The sequence below is a fragment of the Tardiphaga sp. GW822-FHT04G09 genome, from assembly GCF_058800725.1.
In genome coordinates this window covers 1-21,718 of record NZ_JBXAMO010000020.1, presented here as the reverse complement: position 1 = coordinate 21,718, position 21,718 = coordinate 1, and the positions used below count along the sequence as shown (strand labels likewise).

Sequence of the window (21,718 nt, the reverse complement as noted above, 5' to 3'; positions counted from 1 at the left end):
TGCATTTGAGGCATCGACATGCTCTGGATACAGGTGCTGGTCAACGGACTGGCTTTAGGCGGGCTCTATGCCTGCATCGCCGCCGGCTTTTCGCTGGTCTGGGGCGTGCTCAACATCATCAACATCCTGCACGGTTCGCTGATCGTGCTCGGCGGATATCTGGCATTCTTCGCTCACCAATCGTTCGGTGTCAGCCCGTTCCTGTTCGCGCCCGTGGCCGGGGCGATCCTTTTCGTGCTCGGTTACGTCATCCAGCGCATCGCGATCAACCCGGTGATGGGGCGTCCCGTGCTGATGACGCTGGTATTGACCTTCGGTCTCAACCTGTTTCTCGACAATGCCATGCTGGCCGGCTTCAAGGCCGACTATCGCAAGATCAATCTTGTCCCGCCGCTTGGCGTGTTCGAGTTCGGGGACATCATCCTCCCAATCGATCGCGTTTACGCCACGGCAGTTGGCCTGGCACTCGTCATCGCCCTGGGGCTGCTGCTGCGTTTCACCCAGCTCGGCCGCGCCATCGTGGCGGTGCGCATGGACCGCGATGCCGCATCGCTGATGGGTATCGATGTGAAGCGCACCTATGCGATTGCTTTCGCCCTCGGGACCTTCATGGCGGGATCTGCGGGTGCGCTGCTCGCCGCCATCTTTCCGATCTCACCAGTGTCGTCCGGCGGATATCTCGGCAAGGCGTTTGTCATCTGCGTGCTCGGGGGTCTCGGCAGCATTCCCGGCGTCGTCGCCGGCGGCTTTGCGCTCGGCGTGATCGAAAGTTTCGGCGCGCTGTTCATCGGGCCCGAAAATGCACTGACGATCTCCTTCCTCCTTTTGCTGGTGTTGCTGGTGGTCAGGCCCACCGGGCTGCTCGGCCGCAAGGGGTTCAACTGATGCGCTGGAGGATATTCTCGATCGCTGCCGGGCTGGTTCTGTTCATTGGGTTGTTGACGTTTGGCGATAACTATGTACTGCGCCTCGCCACTACGGTCGCGATGTATGCGACGCTGGCCGTCGCCTGGAACATCGTCGGTGGTTTCTCCGGCTATCCGTCATTCGCGACAGCAGCCTTCTTCGGGCTCGGCGCCTATGCCGGCGGCCTTGCATCGTCGGCAGGCGTGCCGGTCGTTGCCGCCTGGATCGGCGCCGGTCTGTTCACGGCTCTCTTCGCGACCGCCCTCGGCTTTGCGATCCTGCATCTGCGCGGGCACTATTTTGCGATCGGCAGTCTCGTCGTTGCCGACGTGCTTCGCGAGGTGACCAATTGCTGGACGTCGCTGACCGGCGGCGGCATGGGCCTGAACGTGCCGTTGCTGGGTGGTAGTTCGAGCAGCCAGGCGCAGTTGTTTCTGGTGGCCATGAGCGTGGTCGCGGTGGCGGCCGTTCTGGTGTCGATCTGGATCGACAGGGCACGACTGGGCGTTGCGCTTCGCTGCATCGAGCAGAACGAGGACGCTGCCCAGGTGATTGGCGTCGATACGCGGCGCGCCAAGGTGACCGGCTTCGCTTTGTCCAGCCTGTTCATCGGCATCGCCGGTGCGATCTATGCGTCATGGGTCAGCTATATCGATCCATCCGACGTCTATGACGTGTCGCTCTCGGTCAAGCCGATCATCATGGCCTTGCTTGGCGGCGTCGGCACCATCGCCGGACCGGTGATCGGCGCTTTCGTCTTCCTCGGGCTGGAAGAACTGATCTGGCGCAACAGCCTGGAATTTCATGCGGGCTTCCTCGGCCTGTTGGTGGTGGCGCTGGTGTTGTTTTTGCCGAGCGGGCTTGGGGCGCTACGGGGGCGAGGTCTATGGTCGTCGCTTGTCGGGATCATGCGGAGGGCGCCGCGATGAGCGTGCTTCTCACAATGAATCATGTCTCCCGCCGCTTCGGAGGCTTGCTCGCGCTCGACGATGTTTCTGTGTCGCTCAAGGAAGGCGAGGTCATCGGCCTGATCGGTCCCAACGGCGCGGGCAAGACGACCTTTGTCAATGTCGTTACGGGTGTTCTGAAGCCGACATCGGGGACGATCGATTTTGCCGGCCGGCTGATAGGTGGATTGCGGCCGGATCTGGTGGCTCGCGCGGGCATCGCGCGCACATTCCAGATCGTGCAGCCGTTCCCGCGCATGACGGTGCGTGAGAATGTTGCTGCAGCCGCGTTGTTTGCCGGCGGCGTTCCGACACGCGAGGAGGCCAGCCGCGATGCCGACCTGCATCTGGCTTTCTGCGGGCTGACGCGCGAGGCCGATACATTGGCATCTGCGTTGACGCTGGCCGGCCGCAAGCGGCTCGAACTGGCGAAGAGTCTGGCATCGAAACCGAAGCTGCTGCTGCTCGACGAGGTCAATGCGGGCCTCAACGCGGCAGAGATCGACAATGCCTTGCGCCTGATCGCGGAGATTGCGGCAAAGGGAATTACCGTCCTGCTGATCGAGCACCTGATGAAGGTGGTGTCACGGTCCTGTAGCCGGCTGCTGGTGTTGCATCAGGGCCGGCTGGTGGCCGATGGCCCGACGGCCGAGGTCATGCAGGACGAAGGTGTGATCGAGGCCTATCTCGGCAAGCGCTTCGCCAGGCTGCAGAAGGAGATTGCACCATGAGCGCAGCTTTGCTCGAGGTTCGCCATCTCGCGGTTGGCTATGGCGACGTGCAGGTGGTCTGGAACGTCGATCTCGCTGTTCCGCAGGGCGACGTCGCTGCTCTCATCGGTTCGAATGGTGCCGGCAAGAGCACCATCCTGCGTGCCTTGTCCGGACTGTTGCATCCCACCGGCGGCACGATCGTGTTTGACGGCGAGGAGGTGCGGGCGGCGTCGCCGCTGGATTTCGTGCGCCGCGGTCTGATCCATGTGCCGGAGGGACGGCGGTTGTTCGCTGGCCTGTCGGTGCTGGATAATCTGATGCTCGGCGCCTATGGCCGCAGCGATCGCGGGGCGATATCCGCGGACATCGAGCGCGTCTTCGATCTGTTTCCCCGTCTGCGTGAGCGGCGCAGGCAGGATGCCGTGACGCTATCGGGCGGCGAACAGCAGATGTGTGCGATCGGCCGTGGGCTGATGGCGGCGCCGCGCCTGCTGCTGATCGACGAATTGTCGCTGGGACTGGCGCCAAAGGTCGTCGACGAATTGATCGAGGCGCTGCGCAAGGTGAATGCGGCCGGAACGAGCCTGCTCGTCGTCGAACAGGATGTGGCCACGGCGCTCGAATTCGCCGATCATGCCTATGTCATCGATCAGGGTCGCAGCGTTGCGGCCGGAACGGCGGCAGAGATATTGCGTGATCCGTCGGTTCGCGCCGCTTATCTTGGAATCTAGGTTTTGCATTCAGAAGGACACGGCATGGCCAAGCAACCTCCCCGGGTCGATTACTATTTCAGCTTCATTTCGCTGTGGTCGTATATCGGCAGCCTGGTGTTTCAGGACATCGTGAAACGCCACGACGTGGAGGTTACTTACAAGCCCATCGATCTGCTGACGGTTTTTGCGGCCGGGGGCGGAAAGCCGGTACGTGAACGGCCGCTCCAGCGGCAAGCTTACCGGTTGGTCGAAATGGAGCGCTGGAAGGCGATCCGCGATATTCCGCTTGTGACCTGGCCGAAGTTCTATCCCGCCGATCCGTCGCTTGGCCATCGCATGCTGCTGGTTGCCATTGCGGAAGGTCGTGACGTGGCCGCCTTCGTTCATGCCGGGCTCAAGGCGGTATGGGCCGACGAACTGGACGTTGCTGATGCCGAGACTCTGGTGCGTCTGGCCGATCAGAGCGGTCTCGACGGACGGTGGCTGCTCTCCGGCGCCAACGACCTTGCCGTGCAGGAACGCGAGGCGAGCCTGACACGCGAGGCTGTCGACAGGAAGCTGTTCGGCGCACCCTTCTACTTCTATCGCGACGAGCCGTTCTGGGGGCAGGATCGTCTCGATCATCTCGAACAGGCGATCGTATCAGGGCGCCCGCCGATCGCGACACCTGTTGTTTAAAAGCTGGCTTATAGGCCTGCGGTGGTCGCTCAGGCCTGTTCCTGGCCCCAGCGCTGTACCGTGATCCGCGTCAGCGTCCGGAAGATCACGCCTTCGATCACGAGGCCTATCAGGATGACCGTGAGCAAGCCGGCAAAGACGCTGGCAGTCTCCAGTTGGGCGCGGCTGGTATAGATGAACCAGCCGAGGCCACCAGAGCGCGCGCTGACGCCGAAGACCAGTTCCGCGGCGATCAGGGTTCGCCATGCGAAAGCCCAGCCGATCCGCAGGCCGGACAGGATCTGCGGGAAGGCCGCAGGCACCAGGATCTCCACGACGAAGCGGCCACCGGACAGGCCGAGATTGCGGCCCGCCATTCGCAGCGTCGGCGGGACGGCGAGGAAGCCGCCATGGCAGGCCAGCGCAACCGGCCATAACACGGAATGGACGATGACAAAGATCAGGCTTGGCGTTCCGATGCCGAACCACAGCAACGCGACAGGCAGTAGTGCAATGGCCGGCAGCGGATTGAACATCGAAGTCAGCAGGCCGAGCGCCTCGTTGCCCCAGCGTGACAGCGCGGCAAGGGTGGTAAGGATCGCGGCTACTGCTACCCCGAGCGCATAGCCGGTAATGAGAACGCGCAGCGAGGTCAGTGTGCGGTCGGGCAGCTCGCCGGACAGGATTGCCGACCACAGCGCCGACAGCGTTGCACCCATGGTCGGCAGCAGAAGCGAATTGTCGAGCCAGCGCGCATAGAGCTCCCAGATGAGTGCGAACGCAGTCAGGATGACGGCGCGGCGCCAGGGCGTATCGGCGAAGGCGCGCTGCAGGGCGGATGCGCGCACCAGTTTCGGCGCTGCTATGTCAGACATGTTCGGTTTCCGGATCGGCAAATACGCTCTGCTGGATCTGTCGTTCCAGCTCAGCGAAATGCGCGGTGCCGCGCACGCGGCTATCGGGCGGGACATCGAAGGTCGCGGCAAGACGGCCGGGATGCGGCGTCAGTGCGATGATGCGAGTGCCGACGCGGATCGCCTCGTCGATGCCGTGGGTCACGAAGAGAGCCGTGCTACCGGTCTCCTCGCAGAGCTTGAGCAACTCATCCTGCATCTGCCGCCGCGTCAGAGCATCCAGTGCCGCGAAGGGTTCGTCCATCAGCAGCAGCGACGGTTCAAGCGCGAAGGCCCGCGCAATGGCGACGCGCTGCTTCATCCCGCCGGACAGGGTGTGCGGAAAAGCGTCGACGAAGTTCTTCAGCCCGACTCGTGCGAGCCAGTGACGCGCAATGTCTTCTGCATCCCGGCGCGGCAGCGACTTGCCCCGTTCGAGCGCGTAGCGGACATTGCCGAGCACGGTGCGCCACGGCAGCAGCTGGTCGAACTCCTGAAACACCGTCATGCGATCGGGGCCGGGTGCACCAATGCGCTTGCCGTGTAACCGGATCTCGCCGGCGCTTGGCTTCAGGAAGCCGCCGACGGTACGCAGCAGCGTGGATTTTCCGCAGCCTGACGGGCCGAGCAGGACCAGCCGCTCGCCGGCCGAGAGCGTGAAGCTGACGTCTTCCACGGCGGTGAGAATGCCGTCGCGGGTCGGATAGCTGATGCTGACGTGATCGAGCGCGAGCAGCGGCAGCGACACGGCGTCGCCGATCAGGCCAGCCAGGCGCGGTGCGACGTTCATGTCAGCTTCCCGGCTTCTCTCCGAGGCCGGACCAGAACAGATCCCGCCACGATGCCGGCGCCTGCTTGATCAGGCCGACCTTGGCCTCGAAGTCGGCGAATTTCTGGGCGCCTTCGGGGGCGGTCGTGAAGTTGATGTCCTTGTCGCGGATGATGCTCTCGACGAAATCCGGCGCGAGCTTCGAATTCTCGGCCTTGATATAGAGCGCGGTGGCTTCCTTCGGGTTGGCCTTGATCCAGTCATTGGCGCTGTCGAGGCCGCGCACGAAGGCCTGGATCGTTTTCGGATTATCGTTGACGAATTTGGTGGTGGTATAGACCACGTTGAATGTGTGCGGGCCGCCGAGCACGTCGTAGCTGTTCAGCACCTGGTGCACCTTTCCGCTGGCAAGCTGCTGCTGGGAGAACGGCGGCGAGGTGAAGTGCGCCGTGATCTCGGAGCGGCCCGACAGGATCTGTGCCGTCGCGTCCGGGTGGGGCATGCTGACGGTCAATTCGTCGAGCTTGTCGTATTGACCGAACGCCTTGTCGGCCGCCATCTGCAGTACGATGGGCTGGAAACCGACCTTGACCGACGGCAGCGCGATGCGGTCCTTTTCGGTGAAGTCAGCCAGGGTCTTGATGTTCGGATTGTTGGTGGTGAGGATATTGGCCATTGATCCCAGCGCGGCGACGCCGATGATCTTGGCGGTGGTCCGCGTCTTGTCCCAGGTCAGGATCATCGGAGTGATGCCGGCGGTGGCGAAATCGAGGCCGCCCGAGATCAGCGCCTCGTTCATCGACGCGGCGCCCGAGAGCCGCAGCCATTCGATCTTCGGCGGCGTGATGCCGAGCGCCTTGGCTTCCTCCTCGATCAGCCCGCGCTCGCTGGCGACAATGAGCGGAAGATAGGCAATGCCGAACTGCTGCGCGATCCGAAGCTGAGCCGTTTCGGCACGAATGCCAGGCGAATTCGCCATGACCAAGCCGAAAGCGAGCGCGCCCACGCGCATAAATCTTGCTGTCTTCATGATGTGTCTCTTCGGTGCCCGCGATGCGGCATAGTGTGCGTTTCGAGAAGTTGCAACTACACTTCAGGAAATCGCGCAAAGCGTCCAGCGCGGAGACGCGTCGTCGCTATCTTCAGTACAAGCCCACTGGCGCGGCGACAGATGCGAGATGGTTTTTCTCGAAATCCCGTCGTGGAGAGAAGGTCGTCTGTCCTTGATCGGCGCTCGAATGGAGATGCTGCTTGTTTATGGACGAGCGCCGTTCGAGGCGCGTGTCATGCCGGAGCCGCGCTGACGTCGCGCGATACGCTGCGTCGGAGACGGGGGCGACGCACTTATTCGCAAGCACGATGCGTCTTATGAGTGTGGGAACCAAAATCTCCGGCGCTGTGCCTCGGCATGCGCGCAGGTCCATCGGGATGTATCGGTTGTGCTCGCGGCGAGCCTCGCTGCGCCATCGATGTCGCTCGCTCAGCAATCACCGATTCCTATCGGATTGCTCGCGCCGTTGACAGGGATCGGCATCGCCCGCGCGAATGGACCGTGGCGGGTCACGAGACCCAGCCGACCGCCGGTATCGCTGCCGCACGCAAGCTGATTGATGTGGACAAGGTTGCATCCATCGCTGACGTCGGGAGCAGTGCCGTCACAAGTATTTGATTTATTTCTGAAATTGGCTGGGGCGGGAGGGTACGCACCCTCATGACCCCAACATCTAACCGACTGAAAACAAACAGCAATTCGCTGCGCCACCAGCGCTGTATAGCACCCAAGTATGGCCCCAAGCAACAACGCATTTCTTCGCGAGCGAGCCGCACCCACGCGGGGTGGAAACGCAATAATGGTCCGTTGAAACGGCAATCAAGCCGCGGCACTCCCGCCGCAAGCGGAGGGTTATTCTCATCGGTTAACCAGCCCCGCGCGAGAGATTGCTTGGCTTCAACGCCGTTGATTCACACCGTTAGGCTGCAATGCGAATCTTTTGCCCGGAAACATACCTGGTCAATACAGCGAACTAAAAATTATGCACACGCTTGTCAGAAACGCACGCGGTCGCCTGATCCGCATTTGCAAGTGGGCGATAGAGTTCAACCATGGCCGAGGCTGCCAATAAGGCCGACACTAGGCCAAGCACGACCCACGAGGCATTAGATTTTGTCGGGAGGTGCCTTGTGACGGCGTATTCCCTTAGAGAGACCCAACAAAACAATCCCATAAATACTCCGGCACCAACGGCTAGATACATCCTGAGGATCATCGCCGAATCTAACCCACATTCATCCACGATCTTTAAGTATTCGGACACGCTCCAATTCGGACCTAGTGCGCTCCATATCTTTGAGGAGAAAAGAAAAGTCGTGCTGGCCAACGGAATGAACACATCCACAAGCAAGAAGCCGATGATTGCAAACAAGACCGCGGGGATCAATGCAAGCAGAAACGGCACGCCAGGTCTGTCAATAACTAACACTCTCACGTACTATCCAATCTCAGTCTATTCCATTTACGATCTGCCTCAGGTGTGCCGTCCGTTGAGAACATCGACTCGTCGGTCAGAGCGCCGCACCCGGGCATGAAGAGCGTGCGTATCATGTCGCTCGCCATCGAACACTACTGTTCAAATTTGTCGGATCCATTAATATTATCGCGCAATCTGCATCGCGGTTGATACTCGTTTATAAACACATTCTCAGATAGCTTCTTAGGATGCCGCAACGACGCCTTCGCGGTCTCTTTGGATCTATATTTTTCTAGCCACGTTGGCGTGCACGCACCTTCTGTGAAGCCACAAAGTGAAGCAATTTTAACAATTGACTAAGTTATAGAGTTTGAGAGATGGATTTACGGCCCCAAGACGATTGAGGAATAACAGGCCGAAGTCGTATCGAACTTGTCGACAGCACGTTTAGGCGCCTGGCCGCATTTATCCTTGATGCTCGCAACAGATCCCGGCAAGCGACCTGAACATTATTGAAGCATGGTGAAACGACGAACGCATTGAGGACAAGGAATTTCAGGCTGCGCTCACAGCGAACAGACGAGCCGCCGAACTTGCAGTTGCGACGCTACAATCAGCAAGTGGATCGCGCGAAATCCAGACGAGATTAGCAACCGGGATTTAATGGGTTGCGTCAAATTGCAAGTTTCGACATCTCGAAATGGTAATAGCTCAAGCAGTAGACGGAAGTCGGCGCTTTCCAGTGCATTATAAATAGAGAGATAGAATGCCCGACCAGGATAGAGACCTGAACAGAGAAAATGTCTCTTCGGAGAAAGCACCAGAGACTCCCCGTCAGCCGGCGACTCTAGCCGATCTCCTTCCTAACTTGACAATTAGCGTTTATGCCAAAATGGCAATCAAAGCCGGTATCGCTAAGATTGAGCTACGATACAGAGGCCAAGTCCATGACACGGAAAAGGACGGGTATTGGGAAGCGACCGAGCGTCTTCAGGAGGGTGCAAGACATCGGGTCGCAAACACCCTAGCGGAGCTTGAGAATATGGAGGACAGTGCGAGAAATAATCATTTTATCGATGGATTTCGAACAGATCCTGATCTTGTGTAAGCGTCGTCCTCAGGCCGCGGCTTTGAGGTCTTGCTTTCGGTAGGCCCACGGCAATAGCGCGTCGATGTCGCGGTTGGGATGACCGTTGGCGATCCTGGTGAGGACGTCGGTCAGATAGCCAAGCGGATCGATGTCGTTGAGTTTGCAGGTCTCGATCAGCGAGGCGATGGTGGCCCAGTGCTCGGCACCGCCGTCGGAGCCCGCGAACAAGGCATTCTTCCGGTTCAGCGTAATCGGGCGGATGGAACGCTCGACTGCATTGTTGTCGAGCTCGATGTGGCCGTCGTCGAGGAACCGGGTCAAGCCTTCCCAGCGCGACAGAGCATAGCGGATCGCTTCGGCGAGTTTGCCCTTTTGGCTGACCAGCCCGAGTTTTGCGCGCAGCCATGGCTCCAATGCATCGATCAGCGGACGGCTCTTCTGCTGCCGCACAATCCGGCGCTCCGCGGCGCTGCGGCCGCGGATGTCGTTCTCGATCGCATACAGCGCGGCGATGCGCTGTAGCGCTTCGCTGGCGATCGGCGCAGGTCCGGGCATGGCCAGCTTGTAGAAGTTACGCCGCACATGGACCCAGCAAAACGCGAGCTGCACGTCGCCGCGCTCGGCCAATTTGCGGTAGCCGGCATAGCCGTCCACCTGCAGGATGCCCTTGAAGCCTTCGAGATGGATGATCGGCCGCTCGGCTTTCCGGTCCGGAGCATAGACGTAGGCCACGCCCGGCGGATCGGATCCGTTCCATGGCCGGTCGTCGGCGGCATAGGCCCACAACTGCCCGGTCTTGGTGCGACCGCGGCCAGGATCCAGCACCGGCAACGTGGTCTCGTCGGCAAACAGTTTGGGTCGTGCCTTGAGCTTGTCGAGCAGGCGTTGGTGCAGCGGACGCAGATGCCAGGCGGCATGGCCCACCCAGTCTGCCAGCGTGGATCGGTCGAGGTTGACGCTCTGTCGAGCGTAAATCTGCGCCTGCCGATAGAGCGGCAGATGATCCGCATATTTGGAGACGAGTACCTGGGCGATGGTGGCTTCGGTCGGCAGCCCGCCCTCGATCAGCCGGGCCGGTGCCGGAGCCTGCACGACACCATCTTCGCATTGGCGACAAGCGTATTTCGGCCGGATCGTGACCAGCACTCGGAACTGCGCCGGCACGATATCCAGCCGCTCGCTTTTGTCTTCGCCGATCCGGTGTAACGCGCCCTGGCAGCAGCGGCAGGTCTTGTCGTCGATGTCGATGGTGGTCTCAATCCGCGGCAGATGCGCCGGCAGCGCGCCGCGATTGGCCCGTCGCTTCGCAGCTCCCGCCTGTCGTGCGGCCGGTGCCGCCTGCTCAGCTTCTGCTGCGTTACGCGCCGCAGCCTGCTCAACCTCTTCCAGACCGAGCAGCATCTGCTCCTCGGGCAGCGTCTCCGCCCGGCGACCAAACTGGTGGCGTTGCAGGTCCCTGATGATCTGGCGCAGCCGATCGTTCTGCGCCCGCTCGGCGAGCAGCATCGCTTTCAGCGTCTCGGAATCATCGGGCAATGCGTCGCGCGGCATGATCAAAGCAGAGCATATTTACCGGCATTTTGCGACGCGCTCGATGCGGTTGATTCACTTTGCCACAGCAACAGGCATCAGCCAGGCTGCGCCGGCGTCACCGTCTCGCGCGCCGTGTGGACACGCCGCCAGTCCAGCCCTTCGAGCAGCGCCGACAACTGCGCGGCCGACAAATGGATCACGCCGTCTTCGATCTTCGGCCAGCGGAAGATGCCATCCTCCAGCCGCTTGGCGAACAGGCACAGACCTGTGCCGTCCCAATACACCAGCTTGATCCGATCCGCGCGCTTGGCGCGGAACACGTAGACCGCGCCAGAGAACGGATCTGACGCCATGCTCTCGCGCACCAGTGCCGCCAATCCATCGGCGCCCTTGCGGAAGTCCACAGGCCCGGTCGCGACCATGACGCGGACCGCGCCGGTCGGGCCGATCACGCGCCGGCTTTCAGCGCCCGGAACACCGCGGCGATCGTGTCCGCCGGCGCGCCCGCGCCGATACGCACCGTCACGCCGTCGATCGCAACCTCGATCGTTCCTGCGGACGGTTCATCCCGATGCTGTCGCCGCGTCTTGCGCTGCAGGTGTTCAGCCGTGCCGGACGGTGCCGCGTCAACGACCGCCGGGACAAACCGTGGTTCGTCATCCCTGGAAATGATCGCTCGAGCTCCTTTGACCTGCCGGCGCCAGCCAAACAATTGCTGCGGCGACAATCCGTGCCGGCGGGCTACCGCGGAAACCGTTTCGCCGCTGGCCTCGATCTCCGCGACGACCCGCGCTTTGTCCTCGTCACTCCATGTCCGACGGCGCCCCGCACCGGTGAACACCTCCAGCCGGCGAACCGGCTTAGTGATAGCACTATCCACTGTGTCCATTCTAAGCCTAGCGGTTCGAAAGAACCGCAACGTCGCAGATCAGGACGTCAGCCGGAAGGTGGGGATGGGACAACGCTTACGATCTTGTCAGCGGGCTGCTCGCCTTTAATCAGCTCGTGGAACACCACCGCGCTTCGTTGGACCAAGTTTTGAACGACGAGTGGGAAATCAGTTGCAGAGAGCTTCAACGAGTAGCGGCAATCTGAAAACGGCCGACCGGACCCCTAGTATTCTGAAAGCACGCACTATCACTGTTTACCAGAGTTCGCGCTGTGTTCATTTAGCGGCAGTTGCTTTCGCTCGGCTATCCCACGTCCATTAACGTCACGCGCGGCGTAAATCATGGATTGCGAGCCTCCCATTGGCCCCCAACGCGTGGCTGTAAGCAATACCTATATGTCCTTCACCTTTTCTCCTTATAGCCGGTCCGAAAAATGGATCAGGATGGCAGCCAATGTTGCGATATCTTCGGAATGGTCTTGTCATTGCAGGAATTTCTTTCGCGCTCATCCTGTTTGGCTATCCGCTCGCAGCCACGGGGCAGCACGGCTTCAATAGTGCTTTATGGCCGAACGGCGTCGTACAATGGGGGCAGTGGTATGGCTATGTGGCGTCAGTCAATTGGTCAGAAATCTTTGATCGCTACGGACAGATGCTGCGCAATGTCTCCAATGATTTTGCGTGGGGCGGGCGAGTAGTGCTGGGTTTCACTGCCGCTCCCTTTGCGATTGCAGCAGTATGGCTGATCAAGGGAAACGATTTCGGGCTGGTTCGTGATTTAAGTGGTGTATTTGGCGCTGCGCGTTGGGCGAATGCGGCGGAGCTTGGCTTGATGAAAAGTGGCTTAGAGCTTGGAACCGATAAGTCGACTGGCCGGGCAGTCCGCGTTTCGGTTGAAGGAAATCTGTTGACGATTGCGGCCCCGCGCAAAGGAAAGTCAGCGGGGCTGTTGATCCCAAACCTAGTTTATCCAGAACTTGCGGCCTGGGCTGGTCCGGCGGTGGTGATTGATCCCAAGGGCGCGGTTTTTCTATCGGTATCCAAACGCCGGAGAGAATTGGGCAGAACCGTCAGGTGTGTCGATCCCGTCAATCTCGTCGGCGGAGCCGATTGCTGGAATCCATTTAAGCACCTCGACCCTAACGATATTCTATATCTACAGCTCACGGCGCAAGCGCTGTTGCCAGAGTCAGTCGGTGCGACTGATAGTACGGGATACTTCCGTAGTCGGGCAGTCGATCTGCTTGTTGGAGCGATGCTTGTCGCCCACCAATCGGACGAGCCTGGCCTGCCTGAGGTGCTGCGGCTGCTGAGTGAAGAACCAGCCATCTTTGTGGAGGGGCTGAATAAACTCTCCTCGCGGCCTGCCGCAAAGATTGCGCTCGGGATCATGATGGATGATCCGAAGACGAGAGACCCCATAAAATCGACAACAGCGCAGGCTCTATCTTGGCTCGCTGATGAACGACTTCGCAATCTCGTCAGTTCCAGTTCCTTCGATCTCACCGATCTCATGAGCGGCGATGTGGATCTGTTCATTGCAGTTCCGACTGACTACAACGAGACGCTGGCGCCGCTCTTTCGCTGGCTCTTGGCAGATATCTTTAATACCATTCGTAGGCATCGTTTGGCAGAACGTCTAGTTATTTTCATTGATGAAGCAGCGGCTCTGGGACGGTTCGACGCAATATTGAAAGCGAGCGGGGAGCTTCCTGGATATGGCGCCAGCCTTTGGACATTTTGGCAGACGCGGCAACAAATGGTTGACACATACGGAGAATCCGGCGCCGCCACGCTCCTTGGAACGGCGGAAATCGTAACCATCAGCGATGTTCCAGCTTCGGATCCCGATGAAAGTGAGCGATGGTCGAGAGCGCTCGGCGACTTCACAGCATTGGTCAAAACAAAAACCGATGCTAAGAAAGGCGAAAAGCCATCGATATCAACTGCGTCGCAAGCAGCTCGTCTGATGACGAAAGAAGAACTCACCACTAATTCGGAAAGTGAAGTAATTGTGTTTCCCAACAGCAGATACTACGCTCGCCATCCTATTCGACTTAGAAAGACGGATGTCCTAGCTGACAAACGATTTTTTGGAATCATTGCCGGCGTGAAGCCGGTCGGGCGCCTATAATTGATGACCGTCACCTTGAATGTCTAAGCTTTGATTACGCCCATGGTCGACTATGGATCGGATGGGATTGTTAATCGGATCTTTCTACCACCTGACGTCAGACCGGTAAGTTCTCGCAAAAATCGCGCGTCGTCTGAAGCGAGCCGATGATCGGTCTGTCGCGAGTTTGCCGTTTACGCGCTACGGTCGTGCGATAATCTGCGACGGCACTTCTATTTCCTGATATCCTTGCCTCGGGAACCAAAGCCTCAATACCGCTTGGTCACCCCGGATATGCAGAAGCTGCCAAGGCTTGTCGCTTCCCATCCTCAGCAACTGCATCGAACCGTCGGGATATTGGAACGGAATATCGATCGGATGTGTGATTGCGACCAACTGTGCCGTGCTGTACCAGGCGATAGAGATGTAAATCGACGCCATAGTTAGAAACAGCAGTGTGGTCGAAGAGAAAATCCGGCCGATTTTTATCCGATTGAAGATCGCTTTTATTTTAGCCGCAAGTGACGCGCGATAATAGCGTCGGGATGCCAGGTTCGCCCTCAATGAACGCGTCAATCGTAAAGCGTCTACGCGCGTGAGCAGCGGATCGGCGAAGTGGGCGATCCGCTCGCTCGGGAACAATTTTAAAAGCTCATTTAAGCGCGCTTGGCTTGAGCGTTCGACAGCGTGGAGCACGCGCGCGAAGCGCTCTGCCGCTTGAGCGTAGTTCGCCTCCATCTGCTGCTTTGCGGTAGGCATGCCCGCTATCCTACCAGCCATTCGGCCACCGGCCTCACCGCCAGCATGGCCTCCAGCCGGAATTTTTCGAGGTCGCGATGGATGCGAAGGGAGGGACCGATCCCATGCTTTTCCCGTAGCTTTGCCGGATCAAGCTTGGCGATTGTAGATAACCCGCCGGCCTGCAAGTATTCTTCCGCGCCCTCCTCGAGGGACTGGTGCTCGAACGATGAAGCGATGACGCCTTCGGTCATCTTCTTTAGCGCGTTTGGGGACACGGCGCCGTGCAGACGATTTTCGACCAGGAAGAGAGCCTTGGCCCACGGTTTCGCCAGCGCCAGCAAGTTCGGAGCTTCGGCAAGGGCGCCCGGTTCGTTGGTAACCACCACACAAACACCGAACTCGACGCCTTCGCCGGCGAGAAGAGGGGCGACTTCCGACAGGACCTTGAGGAACGTCACGGACGTGTTGGCGCCGACGTCGACGATGGTTGCTGTCGAGGCTTTTTCGATCGCGCTCAGCACGGCGTCGAACTCGGCGCGTGAGGCCTTACCACCCGTCTTCTCGATCGCTTCCCGGTCCGCACGCATTTTGAAGAACTTTACGCGGTCGCCCAGTTCACGCATTCGATGGCTCGAGTCGATCTCGATGATGGGAGCCCCGTCGATGGCTTCGGCGAGGGCGCGCGCGAACACCGTTTTGCCAACTCCACCCTTTTCTTGCGCAATTAACAAAATACGAGACATCGATTAGTCCTTTTTCAATAAGCTTTTGATGTTTTCGAAGGCCGCGCTGCGAAGCTCGTCCTCGGTCGAAGACGGCTGAGGATCAACTGGCACGGGACGCGCTGCGAGGTCGGATGACAGAGATAGACGAAGGGCTGGCTCAGTCGGACGAAGCGGGGTGTCGCTCCTGACGCGACTGCTGGCCTTGTTTGCCTTTCTGCGGTCTTGTTCTTCGATCTGGCTTACAATCGCTGTGAGTCGCTTGGTTGTCAGAGGTACCCGGTCTTTGCCTTGTACGACGCCTTGGGCGGCAAGAGCCTCAGCGATCGCCGGCCAGGACACGCCGTCCTTGCGTAGCTGGTAGATGACCGGCAGGGCGGTTCTGATGGCCTTAGTCGTGCCCGTGCTCTCCCGGCCGACCGGACGGGCGTCCTGGAGGCGTCTGGCGTCTTGGCGGAGTTGTTTGGGATCGAGGGGCATTTGCGGGCTGGACCATAAGCCACAAAGCCAAACTAGCTAGGACTAGTGGGACTAGCAGTTACCAGTCTCAGAACTAGTCAATTACCATTTATCTCAGTTTGCACACCATACGCACTAAATTGCTTAACCCCGCCAAAAGGCACTTTTCGGAGCAGCTTGCCGTACGTTCCCCAAGGTGCGAGGCCTAAATATAGATTGTTCTATTAAGAGATGCATGAGAGACGCCTTTATGCCTTCGGTTGAGTACAAATTCCGGGTTGATCGTGATTTCGCTGACCGACTGGAGAAAGCCTCGAAGACCGCCAAGATTCCAGTGGAGGAGTTGATCATCGAGTGTCTCTGCCAACACCTCGATTTTGCGACCCGGCATCGGCTGCTTGTCGAGCGAATAGAGATAGTCGACCAAGCGCTTGTCGAGCTCGCGGAGTTCATTGGTGAAGCCACCGCGGAAAGCGGTCAAGTCGACCTCTCACACCTTTGCAAGTACGCCGTCGTAAAACCATGACGGCGTCTCTTCATGCTCTCGGCACCGGAAGAGACGCCGGCCTGTACTATGTCAATGATCCCAATCGTGAAGCACGTCCGCACGCACGGGACGAGTATTATGTGCGCGACGGTGGCGGGGTATGGTGGTCGAGTGGCCAGCGGATCGTCCGGCACGGAGCCGAAATTGATCGCGACACTTTTCGCGACTTGTGTGCAGGCAATAGCCCCTCGACCGGAAAACCTCTTGTTCGCGGTTCTGGCGCAATGCACCGCGCCGGTTGGGATATAACCTTCTCAGCACCGAAAACACTATCGATTTTATGGCTCGCCGGTAACACACAGCAACGCGAGGTGCTGCATAGCATGCACCGCGACGCCGTCGAGAAAGCCCTGCAGTTTCTCGTAGATGACGGGATGCTAGAGGTTCGCCTTGGGGAAGGCGGCTACCTCCGCGAAGAACCCAACGATGTCATCGTGGGACGATTTGACCATTTCACGTCGCGTGAAGGCGATCCGAATGTTCATACGCACTCGGTGGTACTCAATGTAAGCGGCTCGCGTGAAAAGTTCCGCACACTTGAACCAAAAAAGGCCTTTCAAAATCTCTTGGTCCTGGGACTCGTCTATCGGAGCAGCCTTGCAAAAAATTTAAGCGAGCGCGGTTTCCAGTTAAGGCCGGCCGGTCGTGGACAGTTCGAAATTTCCGGAATCCCCGATGACCTGATTCGCCATTTTTCGAAAAGATCCCTTCAAATTGAGGAATTAGTCGGCCGCGACGCCAGCACCGCGCAGAAGGAAATCGCAGCTCTTTCCACTCGTGGCGCAAAAAGCGAAGTTCCCGTCGGTGAAGCCTTAGAGGAGCGTTGGAAGGATGAGCTTGCCCAGTTCAAGATCGATCCCTGGGATGCCGCCCGCGATTTTGTCGCTGAGAGAAATGCGGAGCAGCAGATAGATCGCGAATTTGATCCGCCGGGTATCGAAGGAGACGGTCCTGTCGCGATCGCAGCGTCCGCACTTTTCAAACATCAGAGCGTTATCAGCAGAAAAGAACTCCTCGTTCGTGCACTGGCTGAAGCAACGTTTATGTCGAAAGGAATCGACGACGTCATCTCTGAACTGCGTACACACGAGGCGCAAGGTCTCCTCCTTAAATTGAACCAAGAAGATTTGGCGGAATGCTGGACAACGCCAACGATCGCAGCGGCGGAGGCGAGCCTTCTCAGAGCAGCAGACAGACCAAATGAGAGAAATTGGTTTGACGAAGCGGCTCTCAACAGAGTTCTCAAGGACGCATCTCATCTATCAGAAGAACAGTCCCGGGCCGTTCGCTTTGCATGTAATCGCGATGGTGTAACCCTATGTGAATCGGCTGCGGGTACAGGAAAGACAGTTCTTGCGAATTCTCTAGTAGCTGCTGCGCATGGTTCGGGCCTTCGGGTTTTGGGGTTATCACCGACCTGGACCGCTGCAGACGAACTTTCACGATCGAGCGGCATTGAAGCGGTCGCAATAGCGAAATGGAGATACGATCATAGCAGAGGCCTCGGCCAAACCATCGATAATACAACGCTAATCGTCATTGACGAAATCGCAATGGCAGGCATTCACGATTTAGCGTTCACCCTTAACTTTGCGCGAGAAGCTGGGGCGAAGGTGGTCTGCTTCGGCGATAGGCGTCAGCTCGAATCCGTGGCCGGAGGCAGCGGTTTGAAGGCCATATCAGATGTTGTTTCGCGTCGTACGGTCTTGTCCGAAATCCGCCGTCAGCTTGTCCCGTGGCAACGAGCGGCATCGATAGTAATGGCGCAGGGAGACTCCGAGGCGGGTCTAAGAGCTTACGCCAACAAAAATGAGATCGAACTTGTTTCTGGTGAAGCCGTAGCCCGAGATCGGACAATCGAAGCATGGACTGAGCTTCGCCAAAAGCACGGCAGCGACGTTTTGATCATCACACGTCGTAACTCCGATGCGAAACAGCTCAATATTGCGGCGAGAACTCAACTACTCTCTGAGGGCGCCTTGCGGGGACCGGAATTCACGTTGCTCGCAGTTGATCGAGACAAGAAGGTGGTTTCGATTGAGCTAACCGTCGGCGACCAGCTTCGCTTCAGCGAAAACTTAGAGCAGTATAACATCAGAAATGGAACTCGCGGCCGAGTTGAAGCGATGCAGGAAACGAAAGAAGGTGTGCGAATAGCGGTTAGGCTCGAAGATGGCCGGCTGGTCGAAGATAAGTGGTCATCGTTCGTTCGACAGTATCCCGGTAGCGCAAAGTCGCCGCCCCGGATTAGCTTGGCTTACGCTGGAACCGCTTACTCGGTGCAAGGTCGCACAGCAGCAGCATCCGTTCTGTACATAGCAAGGCAGACCAACGCGAGGGAAGTTTATGTAGGGCTCACTCGCCATCGAAAAGAGGCTCGCATCATCGTTGAGAAAGATCGACTATCCGCAGCCGCAGTTCAAAAGCGGCCGGAATTAAAAAGATCCCCATCCAATTTTTTTGCCAGGGAACAATTATTTGCAGAATCGCGATCTTATTCAGAGAAGGCGAATGTCGTCGACTACGTGCAGGATCGTCTGAATTTTATTCGTAATGGCGAAATCGTTCTCATATCCCAGCGGCCATCGCTTCATCTTGGTCGAATTGCCACATCGGTCAAACGGGCTGTTGAGATTGCGCGCAACATCGGCGAAGACGTTGATCGAGCTAATTCTCTTCGGCGTTTCTTACAACGTTCCAATGTACTGAGCCGCACCGTCCCAGAAAAGGTCGCGCAATTAATTGCGGGAGTTAAACGCAGACTTGGATCACGCGATTGGAGCCGCCGGGCTTCTCAGCAGGAGCGAGACAGTTCGCGAACTCAAGAAAGGTAGAACGAAGGCTCATCAGACCGAATTGCCTCCCCATTCCGGTCGCCACTGACCATGTCGCTTCTTTCTGCTGCCCCTTAGCCTATAAAAGGCACATATCAAACCACGGGAATATTGGCGCTCAATCTGGGGATGGCAAAATCACATCTTTTTTCACGCCATCGCCGGACATGCCGTCCCTGACATTGAGTAGCAATCCGTTCCGTCGCGAGCCGAAGCCGATGGCTGTTTCCCGCGGGTGCACCTTCTTGACAGCGGTAACTACCGAAGGGATCAGAAGATTGCGCCAAACGCGATCGACGGAGGAAATTCCGATAGAATACCATCTGCAGCGTCATCCCAGCGGTATGCCCAATCAGCGCCGCCGGAGGCGACAATATCTGCTTGTCCCAGCGCGAAGAACAATCTTCGCATGCTTTTAGTCCGCTTGCGGTTGTCGGACTTGCAGGACGGCCTCCTCGTTCCGGAGCGGCAGCTATTCAGGCTTTCCGCTGAGAGGCCGAGACATTTCGCCCGCCCTTCGTGCGCGATTCTGCCCTAACGCCTTCTAGTGGGCATAGAGGGGGAAAGACCTTCCCTAGTTCGCACCATGCTAAGCGCGAACAAAGCCACCAAGCTCAGGCCAGAAGAGACAAGCAGCACCTGTCCGCCGAAGTGGTCGATCAGCACACTGAACGCCAACGGCGCCGCGGCCTGGGCGATCCGTGCTGGCGCGCCTAGAATGCCGAGTCGGTAGCCGTAATCTTTCGGACCGAAGATCGCGAGCGGTAGGGTCCCCCGTGCGATAGTAAGAATGCCGTTGCCAGTGCCATGGCAGATTGCGAAGATTATCGCAGCGGGTCCTCCGACCAGCGCCATGATCGCGGCCCCAATAGGGTGCGTCACGCAGGAGATCCGGGTCGAGACGATCGGATGATGGCGGCTCAGCAGGCTGGCCTACGCGATACGTGCCAATACCTGAGCGGGGCCAATGAACGCGCCGGCGGCCACGGCCTGGAGGCCAGTCGCGCCCATCGATTCCAGTATGCGGGGCAGGTGCGCGGCCATTGCGCCCGTCACCGACCAAGCGCAGGCGAACGCGATGGCCAGCAGCACCATTGTGCGGTCGATCGGGAATGTCCGGTGTGGCGGCAGCCGCTGCTGTTGCAGCCGCGCGCTCGACCCGCGGAATGAAGATCAGATTGAGCGGCAGCCCGATCAGGATGTGAGCGGCGCCCCAAGCGAAGCAGGTGTTTCGCCAGCCGATCGTCTCCAATCCCCATGCCGATAAAGGCCATCCCACCGAGCTGGCGAAGCCTGCCAGCAGCGTGATGCCTGTGATCGCTCGCCGGGCCTTTTCGCCGTAGATGCGCCCCAGTGTCATTCGGCCTGCAATATTGACCCCCTAAGCCGGGGGATCGGCGTCCAAAATTGACCCCCTAATGTTGGTCTGTTGCGCTGCCTGCTTCTTAACAAAGCAGGTGGTCGGAGATGCTGATCGTGGAGACGATTGCCCGGATACGGCGCGAGCATTTCATCAAGGGCAAGACGATCAAGGAGATCGCCCGGGACCTGAAGGTATCTCGGAACACGGTGCGGAAGGTGCTGAGGTCGGGCGAGACATCGTTCGAGTATGAGCGTGCGGTTCAGCCGCGTCCAAAGCTGGGACGATGGGCAGCAGAGCTCGACAGGGTGCTGGCGGCCAATGCGACCAAGCCCGCCCCACCCGCCAACATCATGACGCCGGCTGCGCTGACGTTGCGCCACGCTCCGATCGCCGACTGTGCCCGTTACGACAACCTCAGGAGAACCATCTGATGGAACGTACTCAACTGTTCGACCTCATGGGCGAACTCAAGCTCTACGGCATGAAGGCCGCCTTCGACGAGATCATGACGACCGCCGTCAAGCGTCAGCACGAACCCCAGCGCATTGTCGGCGACTTGCTCAACGCCGAGATCAACGAGAAGCAGGCCCGCTCAATCAAGTACCAGCTCACCATCGCCAAGCTACCGCTCGCCAAGGATCTGGACGACTTCCAGTTCGTTGGCACCCCTATCAACCAGACGCTGGTCAATGACCTCGCCGGCGGCGGCTTCATCGCTCAGCAACGCAATGCCGTCCTGATCGGCGGCACCGGCACCGGCAAGACCCATCTGGCCATCGCCATTGCCCGAAGCTGTATCCGATCCGGCGCGCGCGGGCGCTTCTACAACGTGGTCGACCTCGTCAACCGTCTGGAGATCGAGACCCGGACCGGACGGCAGGGCCGGATCGCCGAGCATTTGACCCGGCTGGACTTCATCGTTCTCGACGAACTCGGCTACCTGCCGTTCGCGCAATCCGGCGGTCAGTTGCTGTTCCACCTCGTCAGCCGGCTCTACGAGCGCACATCCGTCGTCGTCACCACTAATCTGGCGTTTGGCGAATGGCCCAGCGTGTTCGGCGACGCAAAGATGACCACCGCGCTTCTCGATCGCCTGACGCACCACTGCGACATCGTCGAGACCGGCAACGACAGCTGGCGCTTCAAGAGCCGCGACGATGATCATGCCACCCGCGCTCGTCTCGTCTCCGCAATCCCGGCCAGCTCCGACGAGACGAGCGCTACCGCCAAACCGAGCCGCTCAAGGGGGTCAAAATTGGAAGCCGATACGGGGTCAAATTTGAACACGATGACGTAATTGCGGTCAGCGCTCGAGGCGCGAAAGATCCGTTAGCATTGAGCCCTCGCAATCAACCGATTCG

At 59.0% G+C, this 21,718-nt stretch carries 19 protein-coding genes and 2 pseudogenes; 10 read left to right on the top strand and 11 right to left on the bottom strand.

Annotation, left to right across the window (positions count from 1 at the left end; genetic code table 11):
• Positions 1-18 precede the first annotated feature (18 nt).
• From AC1RLZ_RS25030 to AC1RLZ_RS25010, 5 genes are read left to right on the top strand one after another with little or no spacing between them, the layout of a single operon-like run.
• Positions 19-885: a branched-chain amino acid ABC transporter permease gene (locus tag AC1RLZ_RS25030; protein ID WP_493190816.1), complete on the top strand. Its 867-nt coding sequence runs from the start codon at positions 19-21 to the stop codon at positions 883-885.
• Complete coding sequence (locus tag AC1RLZ_RS25025) at positions 885-1,835, top strand: branched-chain amino acid ABC transporter permease (RefSeq protein WP_493190815.1); 951 nt, start codon at positions 885-887, stop codon at positions 1,833-1,835. The genes AC1RLZ_RS25030 and AC1RLZ_RS25025 overlap by 1 nt, the downstream gene beginning before the upstream one ends.
• A complete protein-coding gene (locus AC1RLZ_RS25020) occupies positions 1,832-2,584 on the top strand; it encodes an ABC transporter ATP-binding protein (RefSeq protein WP_493190814.1) in 753 nt (250 codons plus the stop codon). Before AC1RLZ_RS25025 ends, AC1RLZ_RS25020 begins: the two co-directional genes overlap by 4 nt.
• The gene (locus tag AC1RLZ_RS25015; RefSeq protein ID WP_493190813.1) at positions 2,581-3,297 is read left to right on the top strand and encodes an ABC transporter ATP-binding protein; all 717 of its coding nucleotides are present in this window, start codon (positions 2,581-2,583) and stop codon (positions 3,295-3,297) included. Before AC1RLZ_RS25020 ends, AC1RLZ_RS25015 begins: the two co-directional genes overlap by 4 nt.
• A 24-nt stretch (positions 3,298-3,321) precedes the next feature.
• On the top strand, positions 3,322-3,957 hold the full coding sequence (locus tag AC1RLZ_RS25010; protein ID WP_493190812.1) for a 2-hydroxychromene-2-carboxylate isomerase: 636 nt from the start codon (positions 3,322-3,324) through the stop codon (positions 3,955-3,957).
• A gap of 29 nt (positions 3,958-3,986) precedes the next feature.
• Here the strand turns inward: AC1RLZ_RS25010 and AC1RLZ_RS25005 are convergent, their stop codons facing one another.
• The 4 genes from AC1RLZ_RS25005 to AC1RLZ_RS24990 all read right to left on the bottom strand — a co-directional run bounded on the left by AC1RLZ_RS25005 (position 3,987) and on the right by AC1RLZ_RS24990 (position 8,084).
• Positions 3,987-4,811 (bottom strand): ABC transporter permease, encoded by an 825-nt coding sequence (locus AC1RLZ_RS25005; RefSeq protein WP_493190811.1) that lies wholly within the window; start codon positions 4,809-4,811, stop codon positions 3,987-3,989.
• Positions 4,804-5,619, bottom strand: coding sequence for an ABC transporter ATP-binding protein (locus tag AC1RLZ_RS25000; RefSeq protein WP_493190810.1), 816 nt, complete (start codon positions 5,617-5,619; stop codon positions 4,804-4,806). Before AC1RLZ_RS25000 ends, AC1RLZ_RS25005 begins: the two co-directional genes overlap by 8 nt.
• Position 5,620: 1 nt before the next feature.
• Positions 5,621-6,628, bottom strand: a complete 1,008-nt coding sequence (locus AC1RLZ_RS24995) for an ABC transporter substrate-binding protein (RefSeq protein WP_493190809.1) — start codon at positions 6,626-6,628, stop codon at positions 5,621-5,623.
• A gap of 994 nt (positions 6,629-7,622) precedes the next feature.
• Positions 7,623-8,084 carry a hypothetical protein gene (locus AC1RLZ_RS24990; protein WP_493190808.1) on the bottom strand — a complete coding sequence of 154 codons (462 nt, stop codon included), beginning with the start codon at positions 8,082-8,084 and terminating at the stop codon, positions 7,623-7,625.
• A 748-nt stretch (positions 8,085-8,832) separates the two neighbouring features.
• Here AC1RLZ_RS24990 and AC1RLZ_RS24985 point away from each other — a divergent pair.
• Positions 8,833-9,174: a hypothetical protein gene (locus tag AC1RLZ_RS24985; protein ID WP_493190807.1), complete on the top strand. Its 342-nt coding sequence runs from the start codon at positions 8,833-8,835 to the stop codon at positions 9,172-9,174.
• 9 nt (positions 9,175-9,183) lie between these two features.
• Here the strand turns inward: AC1RLZ_RS24985 and tnpC are convergent, their stop codons facing one another.
• The 3 genes from tnpC to tnpA all read right to left on the bottom strand — a co-directional run bounded on the left by tnpC (position 9,184) and on the right by tnpA (position 11,578).
• On the bottom strand, positions 9,184-10,707 hold the full coding sequence (tnpC, locus tag AC1RLZ_RS24980) for an IS66 family transposase (protein WP_493190806.1): 1,524 nt from the start codon (positions 10,705-10,707) through the stop codon (positions 9,184-9,186).
• 77 nt (positions 10,708-10,784) lie between these two features.
• Positions 10,785-11,141: an IS66 family insertion sequence element accessory protein TnpB gene (gene tnpB / locus AC1RLZ_RS24975; RefSeq protein ID WP_493190805.1), complete on the bottom strand. Its 357-nt coding sequence runs from the start codon at positions 11,139-11,141 to the stop codon at positions 10,785-10,787.
• Positions 11,138-11,578 carry an IS66-like element accessory protein TnpA gene (tnpA, locus tag AC1RLZ_RS24970; protein ID WP_493190804.1) on the bottom strand — a complete coding sequence of 147 codons (441 nt, stop codon included), beginning with the start codon at positions 11,576-11,578 and terminating at the stop codon, positions 11,138-11,140. The genes tnpB and tnpA overlap by 4 nt, the downstream gene beginning before the upstream one ends.
• Positions 11,579-12,032: 454 nt before the next feature.
• On the opposite strand from tnpA, the gene AC1RLZ_RS24965 reads away from it, so the two are divergent.
• Positions 12,033-13,712 carry a type IV secretory system conjugative DNA transfer family protein gene (locus tag AC1RLZ_RS24965; protein WP_493190803.1) on the top strand — a complete coding sequence of 560 codons (1,680 nt, stop codon included), beginning with the start codon at positions 12,033-12,035 and terminating at the stop codon, positions 13,710-13,712.
• 180 nt (positions 13,713-13,892) lie between these two features.
• Here AC1RLZ_RS24965 and AC1RLZ_RS24960 read toward each other — a convergent pair whose 3' ends face one another.
• The 3 genes from AC1RLZ_RS24960 to AC1RLZ_RS24950 form a co-directional block, all read right to left on the bottom strand.
• Positions 13,893-14,450, bottom strand: a complete 558-nt coding sequence (locus tag AC1RLZ_RS24960) for a hypothetical protein (protein WP_493190802.1) — start codon at positions 14,448-14,450, stop codon at positions 13,893-13,895.
• Between the two features lie 5 nt (positions 14,451-14,455).
• The gene (locus AC1RLZ_RS24955) at positions 14,456-15,175 is read right to left on the bottom strand and encodes a P-loop NTPase family protein (RefSeq protein ID WP_493190801.1); all 720 of its coding nucleotides are present in this window, start codon (positions 15,173-15,175) and stop codon (positions 14,456-14,458) included.
• 643 nt (positions 15,176-15,818) lie between these two features.
• On the bottom strand, positions 15,819-16,094 hold the full coding sequence (locus AC1RLZ_RS24950; RefSeq protein WP_493190800.1) for a hypothetical protein: 276 nt from the start codon (positions 16,092-16,094) through the stop codon (positions 15,819-15,821).
• Between the two features lie 41 nt (positions 16,095-16,135).
• On the opposite strand from AC1RLZ_RS24950, the gene mobF reads away from it, so the two are divergent.
• Entirely contained in the window at positions 16,136-18,994 is a 2,859-nt protein-coding gene (gene mobF, locus AC1RLZ_RS24945; protein ID WP_493190799.1) for a MobF family relaxase, read from the top strand.
• Between the two features lie 534 nt (positions 18,995-19,528).
• On the opposite strand, the pseudogene AC1RLZ_RS24940 reads toward mobF, so the two are convergent.
• Positions 19,529-20,354, bottom strand: a pseudogene (locus AC1RLZ_RS24940) (MFS transporter); the annotation flags it as partial.
• 107 nt (positions 20,355-20,461) lie between these two features.
• On the opposite strand from AC1RLZ_RS24940, the pseudogene AC1RLZ_RS24935 reads away from it, so the two are divergent.
• Both AC1RLZ_RS24935 and istB read left to right on the top strand, forming a co-directional pair.
• Positions 20,462-20,686 (top strand): annotated as a pseudogene (locus tag AC1RLZ_RS24935) (IS21 family transposase); the annotation flags it as partial.
• A gap of 101 nt (positions 20,687-20,787) precedes the next feature.
• Positions 20,788-21,654: an IS21-like element helper ATPase IstB gene (istB, locus tag AC1RLZ_RS24930; RefSeq protein WP_320109727.1), complete on the top strand. Its 867-nt coding sequence runs from the start codon at positions 20,788-20,790 to the stop codon at positions 21,652-21,654.
• Positions 21,655-21,718: the final 64 nt, after the last annotated feature.

Coding starts and splice junctions, on each gene's coding strand:
- AC1RLZ_RS24995 (WP_493190809.1), bottom strand. CDS start 6,628: ATGAAGACAGCAAGATTTATGCGCGTGGGCGCGCTCGCTTTCGGCTTG.
- AC1RLZ_RS25010 (WP_493190812.1), top strand. CDS start 3,322: ATGGCCAAGCAACCTCCCCGGGTCGATTACTATTTCAGCTTCATTTCG.
- istB (WP_320109727.1), top strand. CDS start 20,788: ATGGAACGTACTCAACTGTTCGACCTCATGGGCGAACTCAAGCTCTAC.
- tnpC (WP_493190806.1), bottom strand. CDS start 10,707: ATGCCGCGCGACGCATTGCCCGATGATTCCGAGACGCTGAAAGCGATG.
- AC1RLZ_RS24965 (WP_493190803.1), top strand. CDS start 12,033: ATGTTGCGATATCTTCGGAATGGTCTTGTCATTGCAGGAATTTCTTTC.
- AC1RLZ_RS25025 (WP_493190815.1), top strand. CDS start 885: ATGCGCTGGAGGATATTCTCGATCGCTGCCGGGCTGGTTCTGTTCATT.
- mobF (WP_493190799.1), top strand. CDS start 16,136: ATGACGGCGTCTCTTCATGCTCTCGGCACCGGAAGAGACGCCGGCCTG.
- AC1RLZ_RS24960 (WP_493190802.1), bottom strand. CDS start 14,450: ATGCCTACCGCAAAGCAGCAGATGGAGGCGAACTACGCTCAAGCGGCA.
- AC1RLZ_RS25030 (WP_493190816.1), top strand. CDS start 19: ATGCTCTGGATACAGGTGCTGGTCAACGGACTGGCTTTAGGCGGGCTC.
- AC1RLZ_RS24955 (WP_493190801.1), bottom strand. CDS start 15,175: ATGTCTCGTATTTTGTTAATTGCGCAAGAAAAGGGTGGAGTTGGCAAA.
- AC1RLZ_RS25020 (WP_493190814.1), top strand. CDS start 1,832: ATGAGCGTGCTTCTCACAATGAATCATGTCTCCCGCCGCTTCGGAGGC.
- AC1RLZ_RS25000 (WP_493190810.1), bottom strand. CDS start 5,619: ATGAACGTCGCACCGCGCCTGGCTGGCCTGATCGGCGACGCCGTGTCG.
- tnpA (WP_493190804.1), bottom strand. CDS start 11,578: ATGGACACAGTGGATAGTGCTATCACTAAGCCGGTTCGCCGGCTGGAG.
- AC1RLZ_RS24985 (WP_493190807.1), top strand. CDS start 8,833: ATGCCCGACCAGGATAGAGACCTGAACAGAGAAAATGTCTCTTCGGAG.
- AC1RLZ_RS25005 (WP_493190811.1), bottom strand. CDS start 4,811: ATGTCTGACATAGCAGCGCCGAAACTGGTGCGCGCATCCGCCCTGCAG.
- AC1RLZ_RS25015 (WP_493190813.1), top strand. CDS start 2,581: ATGAGCGCAGCTTTGCTCGAGGTTCGCCATCTCGCGGTTGGCTATGGC.